This window comes from Ruegeria sp. HKCCD6157, assembly GCF_013110685.1.
Taxonomy (GTDB): Bacteria; Pseudomonadota; Alphaproteobacteria; order Rhodobacterales; family Rhodobacteraceae; genus Ruegeria.
The window spans coordinates 633,019-646,544 of the sequence record NZ_WVRB01000001.1 but is presented as its reverse complement, the minus strand read 5'-3'; the positions used below and the strand labels follow the sequence as shown (position 1 = coordinate 646,544).

General features: G+C 59.5%; 12 protein-coding genes. 5 read left to right on the top strand and 7 right to left on the bottom strand.

Annotated features, from left to right (window positions below; genetic code table 11):
• The first annotated feature begins 53 nt into the window (after positions 1 to 53).
• A complete protein-coding gene (locus GS612_RS02900; RefSeq protein ID WP_171639032.1) occupies positions 54 to 1,436 on the top strand; it encodes an aldehyde dehydrogenase family protein in 1,383 nt (460 codons plus the stop codon).
• Positions 1,437 to 1,503: 67 nt separating this feature from the next.
• Positions 1,504 to 2,649, top strand: a complete 1,146-nt coding sequence (locus GS612_RS02895) for an iron-containing alcohol dehydrogenase (protein ID WP_171639031.1) — start codon at positions 1,504 to 1,506, stop codon at positions 2,647 to 2,649.
• 60 nt (positions 2,650 to 2,709) lie between these two features.
• Here the strand turns inward: GS612_RS02895 and GS612_RS02890 are convergent, their stop codons facing one another.
• Entirely contained in the window at positions 2,710 to 3,942 is a 1,233-nt protein-coding gene (locus GS612_RS02890; RefSeq protein WP_171639030.1) for an HlyD family secretion protein, read from the bottom strand.
• Positions 3,939 to 4,367: a hypothetical protein gene (locus GS612_RS02885; RefSeq protein WP_371809274.1), complete on the bottom strand. Its 429-nt coding sequence runs from the start codon at positions 4,365 to 4,367 to the stop codon at positions 3,939 to 3,941. The genes GS612_RS02890 and GS612_RS02885 overlap by 4 nt, the downstream gene beginning before the upstream one ends.
• A gap of 162 nt (positions 4,368 to 4,529) precedes the next feature.
• On the opposite strand from GS612_RS02885, the gene GS612_RS02880 reads away from it, so the two are divergent.
• From GS612_RS02880 to GS612_RS02870, 3 genes are all read left to right on the top strand, one after another.
• A complete protein-coding gene (locus tag GS612_RS02880) occupies positions 4,530 to 5,603 on the top strand; it encodes an FAD-binding oxidoreductase (protein ID WP_171639029.1) in 1,074 nt (357 codons plus the stop codon).
• Entirely contained in the window at positions 5,600 to 6,253 is a 654-nt protein-coding gene (locus tag GS612_RS02875) for a DUF938 domain-containing protein (RefSeq protein ID WP_171639028.1), read from the top strand. The genes GS612_RS02880 and GS612_RS02875 overlap by 4 nt, the downstream gene beginning before the upstream one ends.
• Positions 6,254 to 6,325: 72 nt before the next feature.
• Positions 6,326 to 6,661 (top strand): carboxymuconolactone decarboxylase family protein, encoded by a 336-nt coding sequence (locus tag GS612_RS02870; RefSeq protein WP_171639027.1) that lies wholly within the window; start codon positions 6,326 to 6,328, stop codon positions 6,659 to 6,661.
• A 43-nt stretch (positions 6,662 to 6,704) separates the two neighbouring features.
• On the opposite strand, the gene GS612_RS02865 is transcribed toward GS612_RS02870, so the two are convergent.
• From GS612_RS02865 to GS612_RS02845, 5 genes are all read right to left on the bottom strand, one after another.
• Positions 6,705 to 9,212, bottom strand: a complete 2,508-nt coding sequence (locus GS612_RS02865; RefSeq protein WP_171639026.1) for an FAD-dependent oxidoreductase — start codon at positions 9,210 to 9,212, stop codon at positions 6,705 to 6,707.
• A gap of 142 nt (positions 9,213 to 9,354) precedes the next feature.
• Positions 9,355 to 9,633, bottom strand: coding sequence for a hypothetical protein (locus GS612_RS02860; RefSeq protein WP_171205332.1), 279 nt, complete (start codon positions 9,631 to 9,633; stop codon positions 9,355 to 9,357).
• Positions 9,634 to 9,719: 86 nt separating this feature from the next.
• A complete protein-coding gene (locus GS612_RS02855; RefSeq protein ID WP_152458830.1) occupies positions 9,720 to 11,129 on the bottom strand; it encodes an FAD-binding oxidoreductase in 1,410 nt (469 codons plus the stop codon).
• A gap of 93 nt (positions 11,130 to 11,222) precedes the next feature.
• The gene (gene ggt, locus GS612_RS02850; protein ID WP_171639025.1) at positions 11,223 to 13,010 is read right to left on the bottom strand and encodes a gamma-glutamyltransferase; all 1,788 of its coding nucleotides are present in this window, start codon (positions 13,008 to 13,010) and stop codon (positions 11,223 to 11,225) included.
• A 110-nt stretch (positions 13,011 to 13,120) separates the two neighbouring features.
• Positions 13,121 to 13,510: a GFA family protein gene (locus GS612_RS02845; RefSeq protein WP_171639024.1), complete on the bottom strand. Its 390-nt coding sequence runs from the start codon at positions 13,508 to 13,510 to the stop codon at positions 13,121 to 13,123.
• Positions 13,511 to 13,526 lie beyond the last annotated feature (16 nt).

The window sequence follows — 13,526 nt, the reverse complement described above, 5'->3', positions numbered from 1 at the left end:
TATTTTGGGCCAGATGAAGCAGGGATCCTGTTTCTTTCGGAAATGGAGTGAAAATGGGGCGGATGTTGAAATGTGTCTCGCCGATCGATGGATCGGTTTATGCCGAACGTGAAGTGTTGTCGCGAGAGGCCGCGTTCGGGGCCGCGGCGCGTGCTCGGGCTGCTCAGGCGGAATGGGCAGCTCGTCCGTTGCAGGAGCGGATCGATCTTGTGATGGCGGGTGTGGCCGCCGTTGGCGCCATGAACGATGAGATCGTGCCGGAACTGGCCCATATGATGGGTCGCCCAGTGCGTTATGGCGGCGAGTTCGGTGGATTCAACGAACGTGCCAGCCATATGGCGGAGATTGCCGAGACGTCCCTGGCAGATATCGCCGTCGGCGAAGACGAAACGTTCAAACGCTACATCAAGCGCATTCCTAATGGGGTGGTCTTTGTGGTGGCGCCCTGGAACTATCCCTACATGACGGCGATCAACACGGTCGCACCGGCGCTTATCGCGGGCAACACGGTCGTCCTGAAACACGCGACACAGACGTTGCTGGTGGGCGAGCGCATGGCAAAGGCGTTCCATTCGGCAGGTGTGCCCGAGGACGTATTCCAGAATGTGTTCCTGAGCCACGACGTGACCAACGACCTGATCGCGGGCAATGCATTTGATTTCGTGAACTTCACCGGATCAGTCGGCGGCGGTCAGGCGATGGAACGTGCCGCGGCGGGCACGTTTACCGGCGTCGGCACCGAGCTGGGCGGCAAGGATCCCGGCTATGTGATGGATGACGCCGACCTGGATGCCGCGGTCGACACGCTGATTGACGGTGCGATGTTCAATTCGGGCCAATGTTGTTGCGGAATCGAGCGGATCTATGTTCACGAGAGCCTTTATGACGACTTTGTCGCCAAGGCGGTGGACATCGTGAAGGGTTACAAGCTGGGCAACCCGCTGGATGCCGAGACAACGATTGGCCCGATGGCCAATGTGCGGTTTGCCGATGAGGTACGAGCGCAGATCGCCGAGGCGGTTGCAGCCGGTGCAGTCGCGCATATCGACACCTTTGCTGAAGACGACGGTGGCGCGTACCTGACACCGCAAATCCTGACCAATGTCACTCATGACATGCGCGTGATGCGGGACGAAAGCTTTGGGCCCGTGGTGGGCATCATGAAAGTGTCCTCGGACGAGGAGGCCATCGCATTGATGAATGACAGTGAGTTTGGCCTGACTGCCAGCCTGTGGACCCGCGATGTGGATCGTGCGGCGCGGGTGGGTGACCGGATCGAAACGGGGACCGTGTTCATGAACCGCGCCGATTATCTGGACCCCGGCCTGTGCTGGACGGGCTGCAAGAATACCGGGCGCGGCGGCGGTCTGTCCGTCATCGGATATCACAACCTGACACGTCCCAAATCCTACCACCTCAAAAAGGTAACGGGCTAAGGACGACGGCCTGCTTCGGACCCACCCCCTCGCCGAAGCAGGCCTTATTTTGCAAAGGAAACCTGACATGACACTTGTTGGAAACTGGTCCTATCCGACCGCCATCAAATTCGGAGCCGGGCGCATCAGGGAGTTGCCCGAAGCCTGCGCCGCCACCGGAATGAAGAAACCACTGCTGGTCACGGACAAGGGGCTGGCCGATCTGCCCATCACCAGCGCGACACTGGATATCATGGAAGCCGCCGGACTGGGCCGCGGCCTGTTCAGCGATGTGGACCCCAACCCGAATGAAAAGAACCTTGAAGCCGGAGTTGCGGCCTATAACGCGGGTGGCCATGACGGGGTGATCGCCTTTGGCGGCGGCTCTGGGCTGGATCTGGGCAAGATGGTCGCTTTCATGGCCGGTCAGACGCGCCCCGTTTGGGATTTCGAGGATATCGGCGACTGGTGGACACGAGCCGATGCCAACGCGATCGCGCCAATCATTGCCGTTCCGACCACCGCAGGGACAGGATCGGAAGTGGGCCGCGCGAGCGTCATCACCAATTCCGAGACCCATGCCAAGAAGATCATCTTTCATCCCAAGGTTCTGCCGACCGTGGTGATTTGCGACCCGGAGCTGACCGTCGGGATGCCCAAGTTCATCACGGCAGGAACAGGCCTGGACGCCTTCGCGCATTGCGTCGAAGCCTTCTCGAGCCCGCATTATCACCCGATGAGCCAGGGCATCGCGCTGGAGGGTATGCGACTGGTGAAAGAGTATTTGCCACGTGCCTATGCAGACGGCACCGATATCGAGGCCCGCGCCCAGATGATGAGCGCCGCTGCCATGGGCGCAACGGCTTTCCAGAAGGGCCTTGGCGCGATCCACGCGATGAGCCACCCAATTGGCGCGGTATTCAACACCCATCACGGCACCACGAACGCGGTCTGCATGCCCGCTGTGCTGGACTTCAACGCCCCGGCCATTGCAGATCGGTTCCAGCAAGCTGCGGCATATCTGGGCATCGACGGCGGCTTCGATGGTTTCCGCGCCTTCGTGCAGAATTTCAACGACAGCCTTGGCATCCCCCGCACATTGTCCGACCTGGGTGTGACCGAAGCTTCTATCCCAGAGCTTGTCGAAGGGGCGATCATCGACCCGTCATGCGGCGGCAACCCGATTGAGTTGACGAAAGACAACCTGACGCAGCTGTTCAAAGCAGCGCTGTAAGAAACCAAAGGGCCCGGCGAAACTTGCCGGGCCCTTTGCGTTCGGATTGCCAAGATCAGATCAATGCCCGGTCAAAACCAGAGTGTTCACCGGCATCAGGATCAAACGCAGGCGCAGACCCGCGGCATGCACCACGCCGATCGTGTCGACCACGTGCAGGAAGGCCGCCTCCCAAAAGCCCAGATCCTCGTGCTCCAACCGCTCGTGGTTGTCTGTGTAGACATTGGCCAGACAATTGCTGCCCGGCGGAATGTCATCGGCCATACCTTTGTACAGCGGCTCCATATAGACCAGAATCGAGCCCGGATTGTTGTTGCTCTGCACGTCCCGCAATTCGTCCGATGGGCGGATCTGGCCAGACGGGATGACATCCTGCACCTCGACCACCACGGTGGGGATCACGGTGAATGGCTTTGTCATGCAGCCCAATTCACCAATCATGCCCGGCTTGATCACCTGGGCAGAAAGCTGGCTGAAAGCAGCCTGAAAACGATCATGCCCTGTGTGCGATGGCACAAGAATGCCCGCGGGGCGCAACAACGGGCTTACGTAGTCACCGACCTGAAGGCCGAACTGTTCGACCCGCCCTGTGACGCCTGCGGTGATCACCGTTTTGTCCAACTCGGTCTGTGCAGCATCCAGTTGCGCAATGGCACTGGCCAGCTGCGCGGGGATCAGTTCTTCGATCTGCTGCTCAACCGCGGCACGTTTGGATTCCGCTGCAAGAACCTGGGCCTCCCGCTCGGCGACAAGGTTTTCCAGCCTCTCAATCTCGGCCAGCCTTACGGCGCTTGAACCTTCGTCGCGCAAGGTCGTGTTGCGTTCAAGATCCTCCAGAGACTGCGCAAGGGCTGCCTTGGCACCTGCAATTCCAGCTTCTGCCTCGGCCAAATCGGTTTCCGCAACCTTAAGCGAGGCCTGCACCTGTGCAATCTGCGCATTTGCCGCCTGAACCTGGGCGGTCTGGCTGAAATCCTCGATCCGGAAAATCGGTTGACCCGCAGTTACCAGTTCGTTGTTCTTGACGAAAACCTCGGAAACACGGCCGCCCAATTGCGGCAGAATGGTCACCGTCCGGAAATAGGATGCCGCGGTTTTGCTGGCCGGATGAAAGTAAAACAGCGTGGTGATCACGGTCAGCGCCAGAATGGCACAGGTGGTCAAACCCCAGCGCAGTTCGTACCACATGGTGAACAAGGTAATCTCGTGACCGATCCGCTTGCCCTGTACAAAACGGCGGAACAGATAGTCGGGCAGCACCGTTATCAGGGCGCAGAGCATGGTCTCGATCATGTGGATTGCTCCTGCGCATCGCTGGGTCCAGGTTCTGGCGCAGCCGGCACCGTTGTTTCAGGCACTGGTTCCGGAACAGGTGACCGACCCAGAGAACGAATGGCATCGGCAATGTTTCGAAGCGGGGTGGCAAAATCCGGGAACTGGAACCCTGCGACCAATATTGCAGCAACCCAGAAAAGCCCATTATGTGTAAACAACGCCAGCAGCGCCAGAATACCCACCAACTGAAATTGCGGGTGATTGTTTTCGTGGGCCATTTTTTCAGGAACCGAATGCAGCGTCAGGTATCCGACACCGATCAGCACCACCAGAACGACGAAAAAAACGACCATGGCGGAGAAAAGGTAATCGCTTCCGTCAGCTGCGACAACATATCCTGGAATATGCCCTGTGGCCATTGGATGAAGGTCTGCTGCGGTCACCTTACCCTCCTGTATAATTTGATACTTCTTTGACCGGGTTGAAGCACAATTTCAAGGCTGCTTATAGTCCGGAAACTCAAACGCGTGGCGAACGAGGAGCTTTGGCGCCAGCATGAAACTCAAGGAACCTGTAGCGTCTCTGCTCAGGATGGATCGCAAGTCATGATTGATTTCCTGATAATCGGAGGCGGCATCGCCGGGCTGAGCGCCGGTGCGCGCCTGTCGCAGCACGGAACCGTGATGGTTCTGGAAGCGGAAGACGCCCTGGGCTATCACGCGTCGGGCCGGTCAGCGGCCTTGTTCGAAGAAAGCTATGGACCGCCTTCGGTCGTCGCACTGAACAAAGCGGGGGCTGCCTTTCTTCATACGCAGAATGGCGGTTACCTGACCCCGCGCGGATTGATGCTGGTCGGAGCAATTGACCAGCCCGACATGTTCGAAGCCGATTGCGCCGATCTGAACATGGTGAAAATACCGATGGATCAGGCGATATCGCGCGTTCCGATCCTGAACCCGGACAAGGTCGGGTTTGCAGCCATCAGCGAAGCGGCCTTTGACATCGATACGGATCGCCTGTTGCAGGATTTCGCCCGGACCATCCGGCGAAACGGGGGAACGGTTTCGACGAAAAGCAGAGTCACCGGCATTCGAAAAGAAAAACACTGGGCGGTTGAGGCCGGTGAGATCTTTGAAGCCCGCACTCTGATCAACGCAGCCGGGGCCTGGGTGGATGAGGTTGCACAGCTTGCAGGGCTGCCCGGTATCAGCATCACACCTCGCCGTCGGTCAATGGCGCGTCTTCCCGCCCCCGGAGGGCATGACGTTTCTGTCTGGCCGATGATGCTGGGCGCCGGCGAAACATGGTACGCCAAACCGGATGCGGGCAAGCTGCTGGTCTCACCATCCGAAGCTGATCCGGTTCCGCCACAGGATGCTTATGCCGATGATATGGTGCTGGCAGAGGGTCTGGCACGGTATGAGGAGCTGATGACCGAGCCTGTCACAAGAGTTGAAACGAATTGGGCGGGCTTGCGAAGTTTTGCCCCGGACGGGACCTTGGTGCTTGGGCGCGACCCGCTGGACCCTTCGTTTGTCTGGTGTGGCGGTCAGGGCGGGTATGGTTTTCAAACCTCACCGGCGGCCTCGCAGCTTTTGTGCGATCTTGTTGTCGGAAACACACCCGAACTGGAACCTGACATAGTAGGCATGTTGACCCCTGACAGGCTGGAACGATGATCAAACGCAGCCTCCCCTCGTCTGCAAGCGTCGCCACTGCGTCTGAAGATGGCAAGCTGGTGGCCCCGGCAGCATCCCGGAACACCGACGCCCTGTGTGCAGTGTTGCAAGAATGGGGCCCGTCCCAAGGCCAGGCATTGGAAATCGCAAGCGGGACTGGTCAGCATGTCAGGGCCTTCGCCGAAATGCTGCCCGGGCTGACCTGGCAGCCTTCGGAAGTTGACCCTGAGCGACGCGTGAGTATCGATGCCTATACCCGCAACCTACCCAATGTCGCGCGGGTCGCAGAACTGGATGCAACGCTTTCGGGCTGGCACAGGCGGTTTTGCGACCAGGATCTGATCGTTCTGATCAACTTGATTCACTTGATCAGTTGGCAGGAAACCAGAACCATCATTTCAGAAGTCGCACAATCCCTGTCACCAAAGGGGCGGTTCATCTTGTACGGTCCGTTCAAACGCTCGGGCCAACTCATCAGTGACGGGGATGTCCGCTTTCACGAGGCTTTGATCCAGCAAGCCCCCGAAATCGGCTACAAAAACGACGCGGACATTCTGGACCTGCTCGAAAACGTCGGCCTGCTCGCGTTGGCCTCGGTCGAAATGCCTGCCAACAATCTTGCATTCATTGCCGAACGCCCTGACGTCTGATCGAGATCAAAGTCAAACAGTCGCAACCCACTTCATATTCCAGTTGCTAGATATGAAGAAGGGCACTCAGCAATGGCATGGCAAGAAAAACTCTCGGCAACACGAAAGAGTTTGCGAAACCTGAACGGATCCATTCCCGACACGACACGCGCATTCGGAGCGCTTGGCAAAGCCGTCAAAGAGGGCGGGACGCTCGACTACAAGACCAAGGAACTCATTGCGTTGGGCATGTCAGTCACCGTGCGATGCGAACCCTGCATCACCCTGCACACCGAAGCTTTGATCAAGGCCGGTGCGACACGGGAAGAAGTGTCCGACGTGTTGGCCATGGCGATCCAGATGGGCGGCGGCCCAGCCATGATGTACGCGGCCAAGGCGCTGGAATGCTTCGACGAACTGTCTGGATGACAAAAAAGAAAAGGCCCCGAAGGTTTTCGGGGCCTTTCTTCGATCAACCGTCCTTGCGGATGGTTTCGTTTTTCGGGTCGTAGGGGCTGTCGCAGGTCACGACCGCATCCCACAGCTTGTCCTGCATCTTGACCTTCAGCTTTGTGCCTTCGACCGCCAGCTCGGGCTTCACATAGCCCATGCCGATAGATTTCTCGAAGGCCACGGAATACCCGCCCGAGGTCAATCGACCCACGCGTTCACCTTCCGGTGTGTACAGTGCCTCGCGGCCCCATGGGTCGGCATCCTCCGGTCCGTCGATCAGCAGGGTACAGCATTTCACGCGCACGCCGGTCTCTTCCAGCTTGGCCTTGCCGTAAAAGTCTTTCGACAAATCGACAAAGCGCGGCAGGTCGGCCTCCAGCGGGGTCGCGTCGCGGCCCAGTTCGGTGCCAAAGGCGCGATAGGATTTCTCCTGACGCAGCCAGTTCTGGGCGCGGGCACCGACCAGCTTCATGCCATGCTTCTCGCCGGCTTCTTCAAGCAGGTCGAACAGGTAGTTCTGCATCTCGATCGGGTGGTGCAGTTCCCAGCCCAGCTCGCCGGTATAGGCCACGCGGATCGCGTTGACCGGGCACATGCCCAGTTCGATCTGACGCGCCGACAGCCACGGGAAGCGCTTGTTCGACATGGCGGTTTCCGGATCGGCGTCCTTGATGACCTCTTTCAGAACGTCACGCGACTTGGGTCCGGCTATGGCGAAGACGCCCCATTGCGTGGTCACGTCCTGGATTTCGATATATCCGAACTCCTCCATCTTGTCCTCGGCCGCCTTGCGCAGATAGTCGGCGTCGTACTCGGTCCAGGCTCCGGCAGAGACGAGGTAGTAGTTGTTCTCGCCATTGCGGACGATGGTGTATTCGGTGCGGGTGGTGCCGTGCGAGGTCAGCGCATAGGTCAGATTGATGCGGCCGACCTTGGGCAGCTTGTTGCAGGTGAACCAATCCAGGAACTGGGTGGCACCGGGGCCTTTGACGACGTGCTTGGTGAAGGCCGACGCGTCGATCAGGCCAACGCCTTCGCGGATCGCCTTGGCTTCTTCGACGGCGTATTGCCACCAGCCGCCACGACGGAACGACCGGCTTTCCTTGTCGAAGTTCTCGGGCGCATCGACGGGGCCGAAATAGTTCGGACGTTCCCAGCCATTGACCCAGCCGAACTGGGCACCGCGTGCTTTCTGCCGATCATATGCGGGAACGGTCCGCAGCGGGCGGCAGGCTTCACGCTCTTCGTCGGGGTGGTGCAGGATGTAGACGTGCTCATAGCACTCTTCGTTCTTGCGGGCCGCGAATTCGGTTGTCATCCAGTTGGACGAGTACCGTTTGGGGTCCAGCGAGGCCATATCGATCTCGGCTTCGCCATCGACCATCATCTGCGCCAGATAGTAGCCCGTGCCGCCTGCCGCGGTGATGCCAAAGCTGAAACCTTCGGCCAGCCACATGTTGCGCAGGCCCGGCGCAGGGCCGACCAGCGGGTTGCCGTCAGGCGTATAACAGATCGGGCCGTTGAAGTCGTCTTTCAGACCGGATTCAGCACAGGACGGCACGCGCTCGGCCATGGCCATGTACTGATCCGCGATCCGATCCAGATCCAGCGGGAACAGATCCGCGCGGAAGCTGTCCGGCACACCGTGTTCAAACCGTGCGGGGGCGCCATGTTCATAGATACCCAGAATCCAGCCGCCGCGTTCTTCACGGGCGTAGGATTCATTGTCCGCGTCGCGCACGACGGGGTGTTCGGGGTTGCCCGCTTCACGCCATTTGACCAACTCCGGGTCTTTGTCCATGACGATGAACGTATGCTCGACCGGGATCGCCGGCATCTTGATGCCCAGCATCTTGGCGGTGCGCTGTGCGTGGTTGCCCGATGCAGTGACAACATGTTCGGCAGTGATCACGACCTTTTCGTCGCTTTCGACAAGGTTGCCGCCTTTTTCCACCATTTTGGTGCAGGTGACTTCCCAATGGGTGCCGTTCCAGTGGAAGGCATCCGCCTGCATCTTGCGCACGATCTCGACACCACGCTGACGGGCCCCCTTGGCCATCGCCTGCGTCACGTCCGCCGGGTTAATGTAGCCGTCCTCGGTGTGGTAGATCGCGCCTTTCAGATCCGATGTCTCGATCAGCGGCCAACGCTCCTTGATCTGCTCGGGGGTCAGCCACTCATAGGCAACATCGCAGGTTTCGGCGGTGGAGGCGTAGAGCATGTACTCGTCCATGCGCTCCTGCGTCTGTGCCATGCGCAGGTTGCCGACGACGGCAAAGCCCGCGTTCAGCCCGGTTTCTTCTTCCAGCGTCTTGTAGAAGTCGACCGAGTACTTGTGGATGTGCGTTGTCGCATAGGACATGTTGAACAATGGCAGCAGACCAGCCGCGTGCCAGGTGGACCCGGACGTCAGCTCGTCCCGTTCGATCAACATCACATCATTCCAGCCCGCTTTGGCCAGATGATAGGCAATCGAGGTCCCAACGGCGCCGCCGCCAACAACCAGTGCTTTGACTTGGGTTTTCATAACCGGGCGTCTCCCCTTGAAATCAGTTGACACCATATGGCGCACTTGAGGGGGATCGCGCGACATTCATCCGACCAGTGATATGAAAAAAACGACCCGATCATCAAATGCGGGTCGCAGATCGGACATGAAACCCGTGATCTCAACCGCTGGAGCGACAGCGCTTGCTTGTCCCGATCGTGGTGCAGACAAGTTTCCGAACTTCCTCTGACGGTGTCTTCGCCGCGGGGTCCTCGGACTGTGAAGGTTGCGCATCTGCTTCAAGCCGACTTTCCGAAATCCCGACACGCGCGGATACCGAGGCAACATAACCTTTGAAGCCCAGCCCGTTTTCGGATGCCTTGGCCTGCTGATAATAGTCCAGCCCAACAATGGCGACCCCGCAGATCGCTGCAAACCCTGCCAGATATTTTGCGCTCATCTCGACCACCTGTTCCTAACCGAGTCGGTGAGACCAGAACATGTGGACGATTTGAAGGCGCAATGCGGGCCAGAACGCGAAAACCGCTAGGATTGGCCCGCCAAAACCTTGCCGGGATTCATGATGTTCTCGGGGTCCAAAGCAGCCTTGATTGCGGCCATATACTGCGTGGCGGCGCCCAGCTCCTTGATAAGGTATGGCCGTTTGCCCTGACCGATTCCGTGTTCACCTGTGCAGGTGCCTTCCATTGAAATTGCCAGGTCGTTCAACCATCCGACAAACTCTTCGGCTTTGGCAACTTCTTCGGTGTTCTGCATATCGATCAAAATAAGCGTGTGAAAGTTCCCATCCCCCACATGCCCCACAATTGGCGCGAGCAAGCCAAGATCAGCTGCCTTCTGCTGAGTGCCGGTCACACATTCCGCCAGGCGCGAGATCGGCACGCAGACATCCGTTGAAATACCACGCGCGCCGGGGCGCAGTTGCAGACACGCCCAATACATATCATGGCGCGCCTGCCAAAGCTTGTTCCGTTCTTCGGTGGTCGAGGTCGCAGCAAAATCCGTACCGCCGAACTCCTCGGCGATCTGGCCAAAGGTTTCAGCCTGTTCCGCCGCACCGCTTTCAGAGCCATGGAATTCAAGCAGCAGCAACGGCGTTTCCGGAAGACTCAGCCCGGAATAGGCGTTTGCCGCCTGAACCGACATTTCATCCAGCAACTCTATTCGGGCGACCGGAATGCCATACTGAATGGTCATCATCACCGCGCGGCACGCGGCATCGACCGAAGGAAAGGAACACCTGGCCGAGCTGATCGCTTCGGGGATGCCCTGCAAGCGCAGAGTCAGCTCGGTGATGATACCCAACGTGCCTTCCGCCCCAATCAGAAGGCGTGCCAGATCATACCCGGCCGATGACTTCTTGGCCCGGTGACCGGTACGGATGATCTGGCCGTCCGGCATGACCGCCTCGAGGCTGAGAACGTTGTCGCGCATCGTTCCGTATCGCACCGCATTGGTGCCCGAAGCGCGGGTCGCGGCCATACCGCCCAGCGACGCATTCGCCCCCGGGTCAATCGGAAAGAACAAACCCTGATCCCGCAAATGAGTATTCAGCGCCTCGCGCGTGACGCCGGGCTGCACGACACAATCCAGATCTTCGGCGTGGACAGCCAGCACCTTGTCCATCTGCATCAGATCGACCGAGATCCCCCCCGCTGGCGCATTCACATGCCCTTCCAGCGACGTTCCCGTGCCAAAGGGAATCACCGGCACCCGGTGCGCGGCACAGGTTTTGACGATTTCCGACACGTCCTGCGTAGTATGCGGGAAAACCACGGCATCCGGGCTCTGGTTTTCGATCCAGGTCGTGGTGTGCCCGTGCTGTTCACGAATCGCGGCACCCGTTTGCAACCTGTCGCCAAAACGTTGTTTCAGAACGCCTATGACGGTTTCGATACCTGTTTCATTCCGAGGCAAAGCGGTCGCTTGCACCATCGTCATCCTCCCCTGTCCCGGCACGTTGCGGGCCGTTCAGTCCATGACTAAAGGGCTCGTCAAGTGCGGGCAATCCCCACAAATACCAAGGCCCTATTCGCCCAGCGCAATACCTTCGCGACGGGGGTCGGCACCACCGCTCAGCCCGTCGCCGATTTCGATGGCGTGAAGGCCAGATGTCAGGTCACGCGGGTTTACCTCAAACCCAAACTGGGTCAGCCCGTCGGAAAAGCCTTCGGCAGATGTGCCGACCTCGACATCATATGTTCCGAAACGATTGACAAGATGCGGCAGCGACACGGCTTGTTGCACATCCATGCCCCAGTCGGCCCATGCGATGATCGATTTGGCCACATAGCCGATGATCCGACTGCCACCCGGCGAGCCAATCGCCAGAACCGGCGCGCCATCCTGCATCACGATGGTCGGGCTCATGGACGAACGCGGGCGTTTTCCGGGCTCCAGCCGGTTGGCGATCGGCACACCATCGCTGTGGGTCTTGAACGAAAAATCCGTCAGTTCGTTGTTCAGAAGGAACCCGTTCGTCATTAGGCGTGAGCCAAAGCCGTTTTCGATGGTCGTGGTCATCGACAACACGTTGCCATAGCTGTCTACAATCGAGATATGCGAGGTCGAAGGCAGCTCCAGCGACACATCATCCGCCCAGTTCAGCGCGTGGTCGAATTCCGGCTGACCGGGCCCGACATCTGCCAGCGCGCCTTCGGTGTTCAGCAATTCTGCTCGTTGCGACAGGTAGGCCGGATCAACCAGCCCTTTGGTCGGCATGGGCACGAAATCGTTGTCAGCCATGTACCGGCCGCGGTCCGCAAAGGCGAGGCGCGAAGCGTCCCCGATCAACCGCCAGGCCTCGGCGCTTTCCGGCCCCATGGCCGCCAGATCATAGCCGTTCAGCATCCCCAGAATTTGCCCCACGGTCAGCGCACCCGACGACGGCGGGCCCATGCCGCAGACTTCATAGGCGCGGTATTCCGCGCAAACCGGTTCGCGCTCGATCACCTGATACAGCGCAAGATCCGCACCGGACAGAACACCGGGATTGCCCGGAGCATTGCGAACCGTGCGCACGATGTCTGCCGCAATCTCACCGCCATAGAAACCGGCCGCCCCGTCACTGGCCAACACACGCAGCGTTTCGGCATAAGCTGGGTTCATCAGGCGCTGCCCCTGTTGCAGCGGCGCGCCCCCCGGCAGGAAATATTCAGCGGTTTCCGGGAAGCGCGACAGGCGCTCGGCATCGTTTTCAACAAGGCTGGCCAGACGCGGGGACACCAGGAACCCTTCATCCGCCAACCGGATTCCATCGGCAAACAATCCGGGCCACGAGGAACGCCCCCAGCGGCGATGCGCCTCTTCCAGCAAGGCAGGTGTGCCCGGCGTCCCCACGGACAGCCCACCGACAACCGCATCGAAGAATTTCAGCGGCTCACCGTTTTCGTCCTGAAACAGGGTCGGTGTGGCCGCCAGCGGCGCCGTTTCTCGCCCGTCCAGAGTTGTCATCTGACCGGTCGCTGCATCGTACCAGACCAGAAACGCACCGCCGCCCAAGCCCGAGGATTGCGGTTCGACCAGGCCCAGCACGACCTGCACCGCCACCATGGCGTCTGCGGCAGACCCTCCTGCGCGCAATACTCTGGCGCCGGCCTCCACCGCCAGCGGGTTGGCCGCGGCAACCATCCAGTTCTGGGACGTGACCGGAACGCCATCCAGTTTGGCCTCGAGCGCCGCGATGACCTCGTCGGTCATGGCCTGTACCTGCCCTTCCGTCGCCGTTTCGGGTGCAACGGCATCGGCCGCTTCCTGAGCGAACCCCGGAGCTGCAAAACAAAATGCAGAAAACAGTAGAACTGAAACACGTCTCATCTGATCAAATCCTCCAATACATCCCTGACTATCAAAATTGCGCGCCGAACACGCTCTGAACAAGTCCAAGCTGCACGCCATCAACACATGGCCGACGTCCGCAGCACGCGTTAAGGCTTTGCGTCGCCTACCAATCGATCCTGATCATAGTGGGTCATACCGCGGAACTCGGGCAACCACGCTTCACGCCGGGAGACCCAGCTTTCATTTGTTGGCGTCAACTGATCTGGCGCATCAAGGCATCCCAGATGCACCTCCACTTCGGTTCCGCTGCGCGCAAAGACTGGAGAGCCGCAGCCGGGGCAAAAATACCTGTCAGCATAACCACGCGCTTCGCCGGAAACCTCTATTCTGTCGTCCGGGAAAACGGCCGCCGCATAGAACACCGCGCCATGATGCTTGCGGCAGTCCAGACAGTGACAGATTCCGACCCGCAATGGACGACCCGAAGCCCTGATGCGCAGATTTCCACAACGGCACCCTCCTTCATAGACGTCCATTCCTGCTCCTTTCCAG